This is a genomic window from Bacillus sp. SYZHCR11 (assembly GCF_057196865.1).
On sequence record NZ_JBXUND010000004.1, the window covers coordinates 222,659 to 240,951 of the forward strand.

Consider the following 18,293-nt stretch of genomic DNA (forward strand, 5'->3'; position numbering starts at 1 on the left):
ATTAATGAATGTTATGAAAGAAGGGACCTCTTTGAAGCGGGAATTCTTGATGCGCTGGACGTTTTATTTTGCCGGTCTGTTGATTTTGTCTTTCGGGGTATCGTTAACCATTAAAGGAAAAGCTCTCGGCATCAGCCCTTGGGATGCCTTTCATTATGGGCTTTTTCAGCATTTCGGGCTATCTGTCGGCCAATGGTCCATCTTGGTCGGCGCGGTCATCGTGGCTTTAACCTGCCTGTTCACGAGGACGCTCCCGAAAATCGGCGCTATCTTAAACATGGTGCTGATGGGAATGTTTATTGATTTCTTCTCGTTTCTGCTTCCTGAGGCGCACGCTTTTTCCTTAGCGGCCGTGTTTTTTTCTATCGGATTGCTGCTGATCGGCTGCGGCGTCGGTATTTACGTATCAGCAGGGCTCGGCGCGGGCCCCCGGGACTCTCTGATGATGCTGATATCTGAAAAAACGGGCTGGAACGTGCAATGGGTGCGGAACGGCATTGAGCTGACGATTCTTGCCGCAGCCTGGGTGATGGGCGGACCGATCGGCGCCGGAACCATTATTACGGCTGTTTTGACGGGGCTGATTCTGCGTTTTTCTTTGCCGCAGTCCTCTAAACTGTTAACATACGCGATCTCCGGGCGGGCAACGTCCGTTCATTAAAAACAAAGCCGAAACGGTTTTGTTTTTTTATTTTCGGACAGCTTTCGTCTGATATGGTAGGATGGTTTTGACAATATTTTCAGACGGAGGATCTGGACATGAAGATTTACGGAATATATATGGACCGCCCGCTTTCTGCAGGGGAAGAGGATCGGATGATGGCGGCCGTGTCCGCCGAAAAGCGGGAAAAATGCCGGCGCTTTTATCATAAGGAGGATGCTCACCGCACCTTGATCGGCGACATGCTGATCCGCACCGCTGCGGCGAAGGCTTACGGACTTGATCCGGCCGCGATTTCATTCAGCGTCCAGGAATACGGAAAGCCGTACATCCCCGCGCTTCCGGACATGCACTTTAACATTTCCCACTCCGGGCGCTGGATCGTGTGTGCCGTTGATTCAAAACCGATCGGCATTGATATTGAAAAAATGAAGCCCGGCACGATTGATATCGCCAAACGTTTTTTTTCGCCGACGGAATACAGTGATCTGCAAGCGAAACACCCCGATCAGCAGACCGATTATTTTTACCTCCTGTGGTCGATGAAAGAAAGCTTTATCAAGCAGGCCGGAAAAGGGCTTTCCCTTCCGCTTGATTCATTCAGCGTCCGCCTCAAAGACGACGGCCATGTGTCCATTGAGCTCCCGGACGGACATGAACCTTGTTTCATCCGCACATATGATGCGGACGAGGAATATAAGCTGGCCGTTTGTGCGGCGCATCCCGATTTTTGTGACGGGATTGAGATGAAAACGTATGAAGAGCTGATGTAAGCATAGAAAAAGGAGGGTATCCCCCTCCTTTTTTTGTCAGCCTGATATTTCCGCCTGTTTCTGCAGCTGCTTTGCTTCTTGATAAATTTCTTCGAACAGATCCGCGATGTATTCTTCTTCAACACATGAAAATGCGATTCGCAAATCGGTTTCATTAATGGATATCGTCCCGATTCCTCTCTTTTCAAGCAACGACACTCTTAATTCGCCGGCGTTTATGTCTTTCAGCCGGACACACATGAAATAACCCGAGTTAAACGGATAAGGCGTCCATACGTCTTCATAGTGCTTGTTTTCTGCAAGAACGGCTTTCACTTTGTCAGCCCGTTTTTTCATGATATTATATTTCAGCGATTTTTCTTTCTCGTATTCCGGTGACTGCATCGCCCGCAGCATAAACGTTTGGGACGGATGCGGGGCGCTTGAAATCGTTCCCCTGATAATCCCTTTTGTTTTTTCCTCGAGCACGCGCAGCGCTTTTTCGCTTTTTGTGCTGTACGTAATAAAACCGACGCGGAAGCCCCACGCGTAATTTTCCTTCGTCGCGCCGTCTATTTTCACGCAAAGCACCCGGTCGTGCACTTGGGCGAGTTTGCTGAAGATGGATTCCTGAATGGCCGTTTCATCGTAAAACAGATTGTAATACGCATCGTCTACGAGCACGACAATCTCTTTGCCGGCCTCCGCTGCCTCCAGGATCACGCTGACGATTTCTGACGCTTCCTCTTCCCCCGGCGTATAGCCTGTCGGATTATTCGGGAAATTCAGCACGACAATCGCCTTTTCTTCCTGCTTTTTCAGCAGCTCGGACAGCCCCGCCGCATTAAAACGCCCATCCTGCTGAAAAAGCGGGTACGTCTCAATGGATGCCTTGCGCCGGACACCGAAAATAAAATTGTAATTTCCCCAATATTTATCCGGCAGAAGCAGCGCATCCCCTTCATTGACGAACAAGTCGGCGGCAATGCTCAGCCCGTGTGTTAAAGCGTTTGTCACGATCGGCGTGCTGATGTCTTTGCCGGCTAATGAAGGATTTTCGAGACGCATTTTTTTCAGCCATTCCTGTCTGAGCGGCTCTTTTCCCTGCGGCGGAGCATAATCGTAGATATCATCGGGGTTATAGGCGGACAGTGTCTCTTGAATATGGGAAAAGTGCATGGACTCGCCTTGTGAGGTGGCAATCCCGATCGTGGCATTATACTTTCCGGCCTTGGCTTTCGCTTCCGCCGATTGTGTCAGCACCCCTTTCGGATAAAACAACTCTCTGCCCAAATCAGAAAGCATATGAAGCACGTGCGGGTTTTCTTCAGATAATGTTCTGTTCAGCTCTTTTGCTGCATCATTCATGTACGACAATCCCTTCAAAATTATATTCCATCAAATCATAACATAAAATTTTTGATAAATGAGAAAACTCACGGGCAGATTTTGTTACAAAAAACAGACAGCGAATGCTGTCTGTCATCTCCTATAACAATTGGCCTGCAGTGCTCCTGTTAATAATCTCATATATTCGTTCCGCCACTTTTTCAGTTTCACTTAATATGAACATGTGGCCGTCCGAAAACTCATGAAATACGGGATTGTCGGCCCATTTTTTCCATCCGTCCGCATCTTTGATACATTTTTTATCTTTCCGCCCGTTAAAAATATGGACGGGTGATTGAATCATGTGAGAATCAGACGGACGGAAGCTTTCAAGCGCGCGGTAGTCGGATCTGAAAGAAGGCAGGAAAAATGACATGACCTCCTTATTCTCCACTAACTCCTGCGGCATTCCGCCCAGCTCGATAATATGGGCGAGAAATTTTTCATCATCAAGATGAGACACTTTTTTCCTTTCAACATGCGGCGGCTGAATGGCTGAGATGATCACGGCCTGCGGGTAAATCCCCTCCCGCTCCAGCTTTTGCGCCAGCCTGAAAGCGACCATGCCTCCCATACTGTGGCCGAACAGCACAAACGGGCGGTCAGGATGGAGATTCAACTCCTGCTTGTATAAACTGACAAGCTGTTCAAAATCCTCAACGGCGGACATTTGATTTGTTCCGTGTCCCGGCGGTTCCGCGGCAAGCATCTCACACTCACCTTGAAGATAGGTGTGGAGCGGGCGGAATGATGCGGAATAGCCTCCTGCGAACGGAAAACAGATAAGCTGCGTTTTTTCCGTGGTATCGAACGATTTAAAGAGCTGGACCATTGGCGGGCTTCCTCCTTTTCTATCGTGAAGCTGTCAGCTTCGGATGTTCCTTCCTTAGGAATTCGAGCAAATATGCCGCATTCCTTTCGAGACATTCTCCCTGAAGCATTTCTGCGTGACTGCCGCAGCCTTTTTTCACACGGTATTCACCTGTCGTGGCTTCCTCCCACGAAGCGAGCCACGGCGGCATCGCAAAGTCCGGTTCTGACGTTAATAGATCTATATCCGCATTGACCGTGCCGGTGCTGACGGTATGCACGAAATAAGAATAAAACGCGTTTGTTTTTTTGGCGAGACCTTCTTTGACGGTTTTGTCATTCAGCGCTTCGTTATCCCGGTTTACCTTCATCAGCGCCTGGACATCGCTTTCTACGGTGCGGCCTTCCAAGTCGCTGACGCCTTGTTTTTTATAGGAATCAACCATGATCAGCCGCTCCACTTTACGTCCTTCGGCTTCAAGCCGTTTGGCCGTTTCAAAGGCGAGCGTGCAGCCTGCCGAGTATCCGAACAGCTTGACCGATCCTTCCGGCTGGAGCTGATTGATCAGCTCTGTGTAGCGTTCGATGCGGTTGTCTTCCTCGATAAAATCAAACGCACAGATTCTATAGCCGGACAGCTGTTTTGCCAGCGGCTGGTACATCAGCCCGTAACCGAGAACCGGCGGGAACGCAAACAGTGTGTCAGACTGATTTTTATTCATGATGGTGAGATCTTTCATTCCTTTTTCTTCACCGTGAAGCAGATAACCGGCAATGTCTGCGATTGTCGTCGCTTCGAATAACAGCTGCACCGGGATGTCCGTACCGAGCTCTTTTTTAATGCGCGACGCTGCCGTCATCGCTTTTAAGGAATGGCCTCCGAGCGCGAAGAAATCATCATGAATCCCGATCTGCTGTCTGCCGAGAATCTCGGACCAGATGTGTGCAATCGTTTCTTCCGTCGCGTTTCGAGGCCCGATCCATTCTTTCGCCGCCTGAGCCTGATCCGGTTTCGGCAGCTGCCGTTTATTGACCTTCCCGTTTGTCGTTAAAGGAAGCTCTTCTAAGAAAGTAAAGGTTTGCGGCACCATGTAAGCAGGAAGCTGTTTTTTCAAGTGCCTCTTTACGTCTTCAGCTGAAAGCGGCGTCCGGTTCACGAGATAGGCGTTGATTGATGCATCTCCGGACTCATGGCGGTCTGCAACAACGACCGCATCTTTCACACCCGGGTATTCCTGCAGCTGCTTTTCGATTTCTTCAAGTTCAATCCGGTGACCGCGTATTTTGACCTGGTCGTCAATACGCCCGGCGTATTCAATCGTTCCATCCGGCAGCCAGCGTGCTAAATCCCCTGTGCGGTAAAGCGTTTCTCCCGGCTTGAACGGATTTGGGATAAACGTTTGCTTCGTCAGGTCGTGACGGTTCAGATACCCTTTTGATACACCCATTCCGCTGATGCACAGTTCACCGACAGCTCCAAACGGCTGAAGCTGGTTTTGCCCGTTAAGAATATAAATACTTGCATTGCTGATCGGCTTTCCGATCGGCAATGAGGAAATGGAATCCGGTATATCATGCACGACGTGAGCTGTCGCAAACACCGTTCCCTCAGTCGGCCCGTAGCAATTAATCAGCTTGCCAGGCCCCATGATCTCAAGCGCCTTTCTGACGTGAGGCACAGACGCGCGCTCACCCCCGAATAACACACAGCGGAGCTCCTTCAGCCACTCCTCTCCCGCATCGGTGAGAAGATTAAAAAGTGCGGTTGTCGCAAACATGACATTGACATTCTCCTGCCGGATCAGATCAGTGAGCCGTTCTGTATCAAGCAGTGTATGTTCATCTGCGATAATGAGCCGTGCCGCATTCAGGATTGATGCGTAGAAATCAAAAGTAAATGCGTCAAAGGCGTAATTCGAAACAGATAAGAACGTATCTTGTTCAGAAAATGCCATGTAGTCTACATGCTTGACCAATCCTTGTATATTGGCATGAGTGGTGATATTGCCCTTCGGCTTTCCGGTTGTGCCGGACGTATACATAATATACGCCGGATCATCGGGATCAATTGCGGCTGCAGGATCGCTTGCCTGTTCCTCAAACCGTGCTTGATCATCGATGATGAGTGTTGTTCCTGTATACGGCAGCTGAGCCGCTTTTTCTTTCATCTCCTGATGTGTCAGCAGACAGGCAGCCGCACTGTCAGTCAGCATATACGAGATTCGGTCCTCCGGCAGCTTCGGATCAACCGGCAGATAAGCCGCTCCCGCTTTTAATACGCCGAGAATGCCGATCACCAGTTCAAGCGAGCGCTTCGTGTACAACGCGACAACGGTGTCTTTACCCGCACCTTGTTTTTGCAAACGGCGCGCAAGACGGTTCGCTTCCTCATCTAATTCGCGATAGGAAAGAGTCTGGCCGGAATACGTAAGCGCCGGTGCATCAGGATTTACATTCACCGCTTCCTTGAACCAATCCGTCAGAGGCTTCGCCTGATGAGTCTCAGCCGGCGGGTTTAAGCCGGTAAGCAGAAGCTCTCTTTCCTTTTCATCAACAAGTCTGATCGTATTGACAGGGTGATCCGGCTTCTGGATGAGCTGCTGAATCGCTGTGAGAAGCTGAGATTTTAAGCGCAGGATAAACGCCTCATCAAACACATTCCCGTTATAGGCAAGCTTAATCAGCATCTCATCACCTGGAGAAGCCATCAGGTTGAGATCATAATTCGATTTCTCAAAAACATGGACGTCCTCCATATCAAAGCCGTTTTCACTGTTTTCTTCATTTTTTGCATCCTGAAGCGGATAATTTTCAAACACAATGATATGATCAATCAGCTTTGGCTGATCGGCCTGGCTTTGGATGTCATAGAGCGGCACATATTGATGAGGCTCAGACTGCAGCGATTGCTCCTGCAGCTGCTTGAGCAAGCCGTTAAATGTAGTATCCTCAGACAGCTTCACCCGCCTCGGAACAGCATTGATAAACAGCCCGACCATATGTTCAACGCCTTTGATTTCTGCGGGACGCCCGGAAACGACTGTGCCGAAGATCAAATCGCCGGACTGCTGGTAGCGGCTGATTAATACACTCCAAACCGCCTGCAGCGCCGTACTCAAAGTGGTATGCTGCGATTTTGCAAGCTCGGTAAATGCTTTTGTTTCCGCCTCCGGCAGTGAGAAGAGCAGCTCTTTCGGCTCATAGCCGTTCTCTTGTTTCTTTCTTTGCTCCGCAAATGTCGTTTGTCCTTCAAAATCTTCTAAGTACCCGCGCCAGTAATGCAGTGATGCTTGTTTATCCTGCTTTTCAAGCCACTTGATATAGTCTTTATACGGTTTGACCGGCGGCAGGCTGTACGGCTTTTGTTCTCGCAGGGCATTGTATACCTTAAACAGATCCTGCACGACGATGCCGAAGCACCAGCCGTCCAAAATGATGTGGTGGTAGCTCCACACCCATTCAAAGCTTTCTTCCGATTTTTTAAAGATGGCTGCCCGCATCGGAATATCCCGCGTCAAATCAAAGCCCTTGATCTTATCCTGTTCTTTGTATTCATTAATTTTGGATGCTTGCTCGCTGCCCGTTAAGTGTGTCAGATCGATTTCTTCTATCTGAAACTGCCGTTTTTTCAATACGACTTGGACCGGCCTTTTTACTTTTTCGTGAATGAACACGGTACGAAATACATCGTACCGGTCCATGATCACATTCATGCTTTCTTCAAGGCATTTGATATTCAAGCTGCCTTTTACTCTCATTGTCATTTGTTCGATGTAAAAGCTTTGGCCGGGATTCAGGAGAGTATGAAACAGCATTCCCTCCTGCATCGGCGACAAATAATACATGTCCTGAACTTGATCTTTTTTGAACTGGCTCATCTGCTCCGCTCCCCCCTTCTGTTAACTGTTTTTGTCACGTTAAATTCTCCTCAAGCATGTCAAAGATGTCTCCCATTTCATCCATCTCAAGATCCTGCGCGCTGAAATCGCTCGGCGTAAATTCTTTCTCCTCTTTGGCCGTGCAATGGCGGATGATCATTAAAAGATTGTCTTTAAACCGCTGCATCTGTGTTTCGACGGTGCTTCTTTCATATTCTTCCTGATTGTATGAGCAGGAAATGACGAAGCGGCCGCCTGTAACCATCCCGCTGAAGCTCAGTGCGTATAACGCCTCTGACTCTTCGCTGACTTGACGTCCCATATCATATGGAGACGGCTCAAACCATTCCGTTTTCACTTCATTGTCAAACTGCCCCAAGTAGTTAAAACTGATTTCAGGCGCGGCGCCTTTTTCTGTTTCATCGGATGACAGATACCGGAGAATCCCGTATCCTACACCTTTAGCTGGAACGCGCCGCACTGTCTCTTTTACCGTTTTAATGACGGAAGAGACGCCGTCTTCCTTGCTGATCTGCAGAATCAACGGATATTGGGCCGTAAACCAGCCGACCGTCCGTGAAATATTGACATTCGGTATGATTTCTTCCCGGCCGTGTCCTTCTAAGTTGATGCCGACTTTGCCGTTTTCCGTCCATTCACCGATCGTTAAGCCGAGCGCGCTGAGCAGAATGTCGTTGATTTCCGTTCCGTACGGATGATGAACATCTGTCAGCAGCTGTGCTGTTTCTTCCTCAGTCAATTCACATTTCACGGCCGCCGTATGTTTGACGAGCCGTTTGTCCGGATCATGGTCTTTCGGCAGCGGCCGCAGTTCTTCCGCATCTGCCTGCGCCCAATAATCCGCCTGCTTTTTCAGCTCTTCTGATTGCGCAAACGTGTTCAGCGCCTCCGCCCAATCTTTAAAGGAGTGGGTTTTTTGCGGGAGGACGATGCTGTTTTGCTGCTGCGCCTGTTTATAACCTGAAGCGAAATCCTCCAGCAGAATTCTCCATGAAACCCCGTCCACGACGAGATGGTGAACCGCGATTAACAGATGATCGCCTTGTTCTGTCCGGTATTGCTCCGCTTTTAACAGCGGGCCGTTCTCCAGATCAAGACTGCCCTGAAGATGATCGGCAAGCCGCTGAATCTGGCTTTTCAGCATATCCTCGTCCGTTCCGTACAGATCAACGATTTCAAAGCTTGCCTTGCATTCTGTGACAGGGAGGTATGTCTGAATGATGCCTTCCCTTTCTTCACGGTAAACCATGCGGAGCGCATCATGGTGTTCAATCAATGCTTGCAGGGTTTTTTCCACCAGGTCCGGATCAAAGCCGTCTTTCGCATGAAGCATGACGGATTGGTTCCAGTGGTGTTTGTCCGTGAAGTTTTTCTCAAAGAACCAGCGCTGGATCGGCGTTAACTCCGCTTCGCCTTCGACAGGTCCCTGATCGGCCTGCTTGCCTTCCGTCCGCTCCACATAGGAGACGAGCTCTTCGATGGTCGGGTGCTGGAAGAGATCCTTCATTTCCAGCTTGTAGCCGTGCTGGTTCAGGCGGCTCGCCATTTGGATGCCTTTGATCGAGTCACCGCCGAGGGTGAAGAAATTATCGCTTACGCCGATCTGATCAAGACCGAGCACTTCCTGCCAAATGTCGGAAAGCAGCGTCTCCATCTCCGTTTCCGGCGCTTTGTAAGCGGCGCTTCCCGCTTCAATGTCCGGTTCCGGCAGGGCTTTTTTGTCAATCTTTCCGTTTGCGGTGACCGGAAGCTCGTCCATCTCCACCCAGAACGCCGGCACCATGTAGTCCGGAAGCGTGTCTTTCAGCGCGGCTTTGAGCGCTTCAATATCGTCCTGCCGAGGCGCGACATAGGCGCAAAGCGCGGCATTGCCCGCTTTGTCTTCCACCGCCGTCACCGCTGCGTCATGAACATCCGCAAGCTGGGCGAGGCGGACTTCGATTTCTGAAAGCTCGATCCGGTAGCCCCGCACTTTGACCTGCTGGTCGATACGGCCGATGTATTCGATGCCGCTCTGCGCGTTCCATTTGACGAGGTCGCCGGTCCGGTACATGCGCTCGCCGGGCACGAACGGATCTGCGGTAAACCGCTTCGCCGTCTCTTCTTCACGGTTCAGGTATCCGCGTGCCAGACCGCGGCCGGCCACGCACAATTCGCCGGCAATGCCTTCCGGCTGCACCTGATCGCCGTCGCCGAGAATATAAGCTCTCGTATTGGCAATCGCCCGTCCGATCGAAAGCGATCCTTCCTCAGGATTGATGACGCCGCTTGTCGCGACGACGGTGTTTTCCGTCGGGCCGTAGTTGTTGACGATCGTGTACGGCTGTTTCACCGCCCGCTTCAGCTTGTCGCCGCCGACGAGAAGCATGCGGAGAGAGGTATTTTCCAGCTCCATAAATTGTTCGGCCAGCTGCGTCGGCAGGAAGGTGATGGTTACGCCGTGCTCTTCGAAATAGTGATTTAAGCGGGTGATATCCAGCCGGATCGCTTCGTCAATGACATGAAGCTCCGCGCCGATGGTCCATGTCGGGAACATCTCCCAGATGGAGGCGTCAAAACCGAAGCCCGCGTATTTGGCGCTTTTATCATCCGCCGTCATGGCGAATGCGTCGTGATGCCAGAAGCACAGGTTCACCAGCGCATGGTGTTCGACCATGACACCCTTCGGCTGTCCGGTCGTTCCTGACGTGTAAATCATATAAGCGAGCTGATCCGCCGTTGTTTCAGTCTGCGGGTTCGCTTCATCGTTTTCATCAAGCGGCAGGCTCAGAATGGAGCGTCCGCCGTCAAGCAGAATCGTATCTCCTGTGTAGCCATCCGGCACGTCCAGCGCTTCCTGTGTGAGAAGAAGCTTGGCGCCGCTGTCCTGCAGAATGTAGCTGATCCGCTCTTGTGGGTAGGCGGGGTCAATCGGCACAAATGCCGCGCCCGCTTTCAGGACGCCGAGTACGCCCGCGGCCATTTCCAAGGACGGTTTCGTCAAAATGCCGACACGTTCGTCAGCCGTGACGCCGCAGTCCATGAGAATGCGCGCGATCCGGTTCGCCCTTGCGTTCAGCTCGCCGTACGTCCATTTCGCGCCGTTATATGCCGCGGCCGGCCGGTTCGCGTAGCGGGCGGCTGTTTCTTCAAAGAGACGGTGAACCGTTTTGTCCTGCGGCACAGAGAGTGTTTTTCCTTTCCATGCGTCAAGGAGGGCTTGTTTTTCAGCATCGCTGATCAGTGAAATCTCAGGCAGCTTTCTGTCCGGGCTTTCCGCCGCTTGCTTCAGAATCCGCAGGAACCCGGCGCTCCACTTTTCAATGGTTTCTTTTTTAAACAGATCAGTCGCATATTCAAACTGAAGGCCGAGACCTTCTTGATCCGTAAAGCCGCCGAGTGTCAGATCGAATTTCGCCGTGCCTTGGTTTGACTCATACGGAGTGATGCGCAGGTTCTCCAGTTCCAGTGTTTCTTTATCCGGATCTTCTGTCGTCACCATCACCTGGAACAGCGGGTTGCGGCTCATATCTCTCGGCAGGTCAAGCTTTCCGATCAGATCCTCAAACGGATAATCCTGATGCGCCAGCGCGTCGAGATTGGTTTGTTTCACCCGTTCGAGCAGCCCGGCGAAGGTCTGCTCTTTTTGCGTTTCATTGCGAAGCGCAAGCGTATTGACAAACATCCCCGGCATTTCCTGAACTTCGGCGCTCGTTCTTCCCGCGGTCACCGAACCGATAATGATATCGCGCTGTCCCGTGATTTTGCTCAAAAAGACATGGAACGCGGCGTGAAGCACCATATGAAGAGTCGCTCCCGATGATTCCATTAATTCACGCACCGCTTTTTCCGTCTCACGCCCCGCTCTGAAACGGACGGATTGTCCTTTAAAACTTTGAACCGGCGGACGCGGAAAATCGGTCGGCAGATTCAATTCAGGAAGCTCGCCGGAAAATGCCGAGAGCCAATAACGCTCATGGTCTTTCATCCGTTCGGCCTGCCCGGGTTCATTCTGCCAGACGGCGAAGTCTTTATAGTGCAGGTTCGGCGACGGCAGACTTCCGCCTTTGTAAAGGTGAGCGAGCTCTTTGACCAGCATGCTCCTGGACACGCCGTCGGCAATGATATGATGCATATCCAGCAGCAGCAGGTGTTTCTTTTCATTCAGTCTGACAAGAGCGGCCCGAATGAGCGGAGCCGCGCTCAGATCAAACGGCTTAATGAATGCCTGAATGATAAGATCCGCCTTCTCCTCGTCCGCTGCTTCAAAGATGTGCAGGTCAATGTCAGCCTGTTCTGCGATCTGCTGCATCGGCTGGCCTTTTTGATCGATAAAGGACGTCCGCAAAGATTCGTGGCGGTTGATCATCTGATTGAGCGCTTTCTGAAGCCTTGAAATATTGACTTCTCCTTCCATCAGAAGAACGGACGGCATATTATAGCTGATTGTCTCCCGGTCAAGCTGGTTCAGGACGTACATCCGTTTTTGGGCGGATGATAACGGGTACGCGTCTGCACTGTCTGCCGGTGTGATCATCCGATATCCCTCAGATACCGCCGATTTTTCGATATATGCGGCAAGCAGGCGGACAGTCGGCTGTTCGAACAGCGCTTTTAACGGAACCGTTTTGTCCAGTTCAGCCTGAATATTGGCGAGGAGCATCATGCCTTTTAAAGAGTGCCCGCCGTAATCGAAGAAATTATCGTCGATGCCGAGCGTATCCGTACCGAGTGTCTGTTTCCAAATGCGGCACAGCTTTTTCTCCAATTCCGTTTCCGGCAAGGCTGAAGCTGTTTGCGCCGTTTGGCTGACGCCCGGTTTCGGGAGGGCGTTTTTATCGGTTTTTCCGTTGGCTGTGAGCGGAATGCGGTCTACCTGTACGAAATAGGCCGGAATCATATGAGACGGCAGTGTTTCGGAAAGCCGTTTGCGAAGCTCAGAGCCTTTCAGCCCGCTGTCGGCTTTATAGTACGCGCACAGTTCCGGCAGCCCGCCTTCGCTGACTGCGAGAACGACCGCCTCCTGAATGCCGTTTACGCTTAACAGCACGGTTTCAACCTCTTTTAATTCAATGCGGTAGCCCCGGATTTTCACCTGATCATCCGCACGGCCGATAAATTCAATCGTCCCGTCAGGAAGCCTGCGGACGACATCTCCCGTTTTGTACATCAGGCTGTCCGGTGAAAAAGGATTTGAAAGAAATTTCTCCGCCGTCAGCTGCGGACGGTGAAGATATCCTCTGGCAAGCCCCTTCCCGGTAATATAAAGCTCGCCGCTTGCGCCCGGAGGAACGAGCTGCATTGCTCCGTCCAATACAAGCGCGCCGGTATTTGTGATCGGGCGGCCGATGACGGGACGCTGCTCATATTGATCAAGACGCTCCATATTGATCCGTTCCGCAATGGCGCCGATCGTCGTTTCCGTCGGCCCGTAGTGATTGATGAAGTCGGTATGGGCGTATACGTCATGAAACTTGCGGACATCGGACGTGATGATCTTTTCTCCGCCGAGCACCACTAAACGAAGCGGGCTGAAACGGCGTTCTGACGTAAAACGGGCTGTATTGACGATCATATGGAACAATGACGGCGTCAGTTTCATATACGTAATGCCGTTTTTCTGTATATACTCACCAAGCTGATCAGGCGCGGTGTACGTCTCTTTCGGCACAATGTGCAGCTCGCCGCCCGCCTGAAGAATCGGGAATATGGCCGTATAGCCGAGATCAAATGCGTAAGAAGACAGCAGCACGGATTTGTCAGCTTCGGTCAAACCGGCTTCACGGCTGAACCATGTGACATAATTGATTAGATTGCGGTGCTCCAGCTGGACGCCTTTCGGTTTGCCCGTTGTTCCCGAGGTATAAATGATATAGGCAAGCCGGTCGGCGCCGGACTCCGTTTCAAGCCGGTCGGCGCTTTCGTTCTGCCATTCTCCGTCTTCCATTACGACCGTTTTTCCTTTATAAACGGCGGCCGCGGTCATGTTTCTCTCATTGACGACCAGAAGCTTCGTTCCGCTGTCTTCGAGAGAGTAGCGGATTCTCTCTTCAGGAGTCTCCGGATCAATCGGGAGAAATGCCGCTCCGGCTTTCATGACGCCGAGAATCGCGGTAATCAAGTCGGCCGAACGATCCATCATAATGGCCACGATGTCCTCACTGCCCGTTCCGCAAGCCTGAAGGTGTCGGGCAAACCGGTTCGAGCGTTCATCAAGCTCACGATATGTCAGACTTGTTCCGCCCGCAACCGCCGTGAGATCAGGCGTTTTTTGCGCTTGCCGTTCAAACAGCGAAACAAAAGTGCCCTCAGGCAGATCCGCTTCCGTCCGTTTTTCATCAGAAAGGAGCGCTTCCCGCTCAGGAGCGGACAGCAGGCTTGCGTCGGCCAGCTGAATATCCGGATTTTCGGCGCAGGCTTTAATCAGATTGACAAAATGAGCGCTCCAGCGGCGGATGGTTTCGTCCGCAAATAAGGCTTTCGCGTAATCAAAGCTCAATCCGACCTCTTCTCCGCGCTCAGCCGCTTCTAAGGAAAGATCAAATTTAGCGACATGATGATGCATGGAGTAAGAAGAAACCTCCAAATCTCCGAGCCGCAGGGCCGGGATCTCCATGTTCTGCATATTAAATAACACGCTGAACAGCGGACTCCGGCTTGTGTCCCTCGTTAACGGCAGTTTTTCAATTAATTCTTCAAGCGGATAGCTTTGATGCTCAAAAGCTTGAAGGCTCGCCGTTTTCACTTCATCCAGAAATTGCTTGAACGTTTTTTTGCCGGCAGGACGCGACCGAAGCGCAACTGTGTTGACAAACATGCCCGGCACGTCTTGGAGATCAGGATGCTGTCTTCCGGCCGCCGGAGACCCGACTATGATGTCTTCCTGCCCCGAATATTTGGACAGCAGCACTTGAAAAGCGGCTAACAAGAACATGTACATCGTCGTATCCGTATCAGCCAGCAGCTTCTTAATCTGCGCCGTCACCTGTTTATCAAGCCCGAAGATGACGCGTTCCCCTTCAAAACTGCGCTCGGCAGGACGCGGGAAATCAAGCGGCAGATCCAGCACCGGCAGATCGCCTTTGAACGTATCAAGCCAGTAAGCTTCGTGCTGATCAAGATTTGCTTTTTCACGCTGCCAGACTGAAAAATCCTTATAATGAATCTTTGGCAGCTCAAGCTCCGTGCCTTGATAAAGCTTCGCAAGATCACCGATGAAAATGCCCATTGAGCTCCCGTCCGTAATAATGTGGTGCATGTCAATCAGCAGAAGATGCCGGTCTTCTTCAAGCCGGATCAGCTTCGAACGGACCAGCGGCGCACGATTGAGCGCAAACGGCCTGATAAAGGCTTTTGTCAGCTCTTCTGCATCTTCTTCTCGGCCCTCGGCGGTTTCAAGCTCAAACGACACATTTTTATGAATGGTCTGCACGACTTCTCCATCTGCCATGTCAAACGACGTACGCAGTGTCTCATGACGGTTGATTAATGCCTGCATGGCCTCCTCAAGACGGTTTTTGTCTACTGATCCTTCCAGCAGAAGTACAGCAGGGACGTTGTAGCTCGTGCTGGCCTGTCCGAGCTGATTAAGGATATACATCCTGCGCTGTGCTGAGGAAACAGGATAATGCTTCTGATAAGGCGCTTGTCGGATCGGTTCAAACTGCTGTTCCTCCTCGGTCTCATGCTCCAAATAATGCGCAAGCTCCTGAATGGTCGGCTTTTCAAATAACACTTTAATCGGCACTTCTTTTTGAAAGTGCTCCTGGATTTTAGCGGTCATCATCATGGCTTTTAAAGAATGTCCGCCAATCGTGAAGAAATTGTCAGTCACACCCGCTTTTACACCGAGAATACCTTCCCAAATGTCCGCGAGTTTCTGCTCCGCTTCCGTTTTCGGCGCTTCGTATTCTTTTTGAACGGCTTCAGCCTGAGGCTCAGGCAGCGCTTTTTTATCAATCTTTCCGTTCGCCGTCAGCGGAAACTGATTCATCTGGATGAAGTGCGCGGGAATCATGTATTCCGGAAGTGATTCCGAAAGCGTTTTGCGCAGGTCTTCCGGCGAAAGGGCTTGGTCTGCGGTAAAGTAAGCGCAGATTTCATTTTCATCCGCTTTATTTTTCCGGATCACAGCCGCAGATTCCGTCACATTCTCCGCCTGGCTGATTTTCGCCTCAATTTCGCCGAGCTCGATTCTGAAACCGCGGACCTTTACTTGGTTGTCAATTCTGCCGAGAAACTCGATCGTGCCGTCCGGAAGCCACTTCGCCAAGTCCCCCGTCCGGTATATCGTTTCATCCGGTCTGAACGGATCGCGGACAAACTGCTTCTCCGTTAATTCAGGCAGATTCACATAGCCTCTTGCCACTCCGCTTCCGCCGACACACAGCTCCCCGGGCGCGCCGATCGGCTGGAGGTTGCGGTTTTCGTCCATAATGTACGCAGTGGAATTTCCGATCGGCTTCCCGATCGGGATCGAACCGTCGTAGTCCTGATCAATGAGAAAACTCGTCGAAAACGTCGTATTCTCCGTCGGCCCGTAGCCGTTCCAAAGCGACAGCTCCGGTGATGCCTTCCTCACTTTGCTGACGATATGCGGCACAAGCGCATCACCGCCGATGATGAGGTGCCGGAGCGTGTTAAACATGCCGGCATCCTTTTGGGCAAGCTGATTAAACAGCGGAGACGTCAGCCACATGGTCGTGATCCGCTGCTCTTTCAGAAATTGGGCGAATCGTCCGGCGTCAAGCAGCGTCTCTTTTTTCACCGGGTGCAATGCCGCTCCGTTCAGCAATGCGCCGAAGACTTCAAAGGTTCCGGCATCAAAGCTGATGGCTCCCGTTTGCGCCATCCGGTCTTCTTCATGAACCGGCACGTAATTCGAAGGTTTGACGAGCCTGATGATATTTCTGTGTTCAATCATGACGCCTTTCGGTTTGCCGGTCGATCCGGATGTATACATGATATACGCCAAGTCGTTGCCGCCGGCCGGGAGATTCAAGTCTGTTCCGCTTACCGTTTCATCCGCGCTTTCATTCAGCATGACAATCGGGACTTGCAATGTGCCCGCTTGTTCTTGATAGTCCTGAACTGTCAGCACGAGCCGAATCGAGCTGTCTGCCGCCATAAAGCGGAGACGGTCCTCCGGAAAAGCCGGATCAATCGGCACATAGGCGCCGCCTGCTTTTAGGACGGCAAGCATTCCGATAACGGTTTCCGCAGACCGGTCGTTCATAATAGCGGCGGTCCGGCCTTTTTCCAGCCCGCTCTTCACAAGGTGTCTCGCCAGGCGGTTGGCCGCTTCGTTCACTTCACGGTAGGTCCATTCGCGTCCCTCTTCTTTTATCGCGATGCTTGCAGGCGTCCGGTTTGCCTGTGCTTCAAACAAACGGTGAACGGCCTCCTCTTCCGGAAGCGCCGTTTTCGTATCATTGAATATCTCAACAATCTGCCGCTCTTCTTCGCCTGAAACAAGGCCGAGTTCCCGCACGGGCGCGTCAGGCGTTCCGACCGCCGCTTTCATCATGCAGGTCAGATGGTGCGCCGTTCGTTCGATGGCATCATGTGCGAAAGCCGCTCCGTTGTATTTGATTTTGACGGTCCACGTTTTTCCCGGATACACGATGAGATTGAAATCAAAGCTCGTCTGCTCAAAAGCATGTTCAACTTTAATGGAAAAGCCGAGTCTTTCCTCCATGCCCCCGTTTTCCAGCTCTTTGTCCAGCGGATAGTTTTCAAACGCGACCAAATGATTCAAGAGGCTGCCGTCCAGAGCGGAGCGCTTTTGAATGTCATAGAGCGGCACATAATCATAGCGCTCGGCTTCCACGGCGTTTTTCTGAACTGCCGCCATCACGTCAGAAAAGGCTGCATCTTTGTCAATCTTGATTCTGACAGGAATCGTATTGATGAACAGCCCCGCCATCGTTTCAATGCCGTTGATTTCTGAAGGACGGCCTGATACGACGGTGCCGAACACCACATCGTCTGTATAGTTGTATTTGCTGAGCACCGCACCCCAAACGGCCTGAAACAGGTTAGGCCCCGTGACTTGATGCCGGTTGGCGGTCTGCTGAATCTGCGCGACCAGCTCTTCATCCCAGACAAAAGAATATTCTTCATTTTGGTAGTCTTTCTTTTCTGATGCCAGACGGCCCGGGAGCAGGCTCGGCTGTTCGAAATCCGCCAGGCGGCTGCTCCAATATTGTTCCGCCTCCTCATAATCCCTGCCTCCGAGCCATTTGATATAGTCAGAGTAAGGTTTGCCCTGGCTTCCCCCGGCGGGCCGGCCGGCACGAAGCGCTTCATAGTTTTGAAACAGGCTTTTCATCAAAACGCCCATACTCCAGCCGTCCATGACGATATGATGATTGCTCCAGACGAGATACAGTTCCTTCTCACTGAGCCTGAACACCGCCGCTTTAAAGAGAATATCCTTCGCCAGATGAAAGCCCTGCTGCTGCACATCGCGTTTATAGCGTTCAATATATTCGGTTTGGCGCGCTTCATCTAATTGACTGATATCTTCATAGTGCACCTTCGTCTTCCGCTCTGCTAATACGACTTGGCGCGGTTTTTGAAGCTGCTGGTGCACGAATACCGTACGCAGGATGTCATATGTCCGAATCAGCTCATTGACACTTTTTTCAAAAAGCTCAAGCTGAAAGCTTCCGTGAATCCTAAGCTCTAATTGTGTGAAGTAGGAGGAAGAATGCGGATCAAGCAGCGCATGATACAGCATTCCCTCCTGCATCGGTGTGAGTGCATACACCTTTTGAATCGATTTTTTGCTCATATGTCACC

The 18,293-nt window shown here is 51.4% G+C and carries 6 protein-coding genes; 2 read left to right on the plus strand and 4 right to left on the minus strand.

Going from position 1 to position 18,293, the window contains the following annotated elements; all coding sequences use genetic code 11:
- Positions 1 to 13 precede the first annotated feature (13 nt).
- Both AC2CGA_RS15955 and AC2CGA_RS15960 read left to right on the plus strand, forming a co-directional pair.
- Positions 14 to 661, plus strand: a complete 648-nt coding sequence (locus tag AC2CGA_RS15955) for a YczE/YyaS/YitT family protein (RefSeq protein WP_077723128.1) — start codon at positions 14 to 16, stop codon at positions 659 to 661.
- A 98-nt stretch (positions 662 to 759) separates the two neighbouring features.
- Positions 760 to 1,434, plus strand: a complete 675-nt coding sequence (locus AC2CGA_RS15960) for a 4'-phosphopantetheinyl transferase family protein (protein ID WP_484480228.1) — start codon at positions 760 to 762, stop codon at positions 1,432 to 1,434.
- A 36-nt stretch (positions 1,435 to 1,470) separates the two neighbouring features.
- Here the strand turns inward: AC2CGA_RS15960 and AC2CGA_RS15965 are convergent, their stop codons facing one another.
- The 4 genes from AC2CGA_RS15965 to srfAB form a co-directional block, all read right to left on the minus strand.
- Positions 1,471 to 2,781 carry an aminotransferase class I/II-fold pyridoxal phosphate-dependent enzyme gene (locus tag AC2CGA_RS15965; RefSeq protein WP_046559339.1) on the minus strand — a complete coding sequence of 437 codons (1,311 nt, stop codon included), beginning with the start codon at positions 2,779 to 2,781 and terminating at the stop codon, positions 1,471 to 1,473.
- A gap of 121 nt (positions 2,782 to 2,902) precedes the next feature.
- Positions 2,903 to 3,634, minus strand: a complete 732-nt coding sequence (gene srfAD / locus AC2CGA_RS15970; RefSeq protein ID WP_014304324.1) for a surfactin biosynthesis thioesterase SrfAD — start codon at positions 3,632 to 3,634, stop codon at positions 2,903 to 2,905.
- Positions 3,635 to 3,653: 19 nt separating this feature from the next.
- Positions 3,654 to 7,490: a surfactin non-ribosomal peptide synthetase SrfAC gene (srfAC, locus tag AC2CGA_RS15975; protein ID WP_484480229.1), complete on the minus strand. Its 3,837-nt coding sequence runs from the start codon at positions 7,488 to 7,490 to the stop codon at positions 3,654 to 3,656.
- 34 nt (positions 7,491 to 7,524) lie between these two features.
- Positions 7,525 to 18,285, minus strand: coding sequence for a surfactin non-ribosomal peptide synthetase SrfAB (srfAB, locus tag AC2CGA_RS15980; protein WP_484480230.1), 10,761 nt, complete (start codon positions 18,283 to 18,285; stop codon positions 7,525 to 7,527).
- Between the last annotated feature and the right edge of the window lie 8 nt (positions 18,286 to 18,293).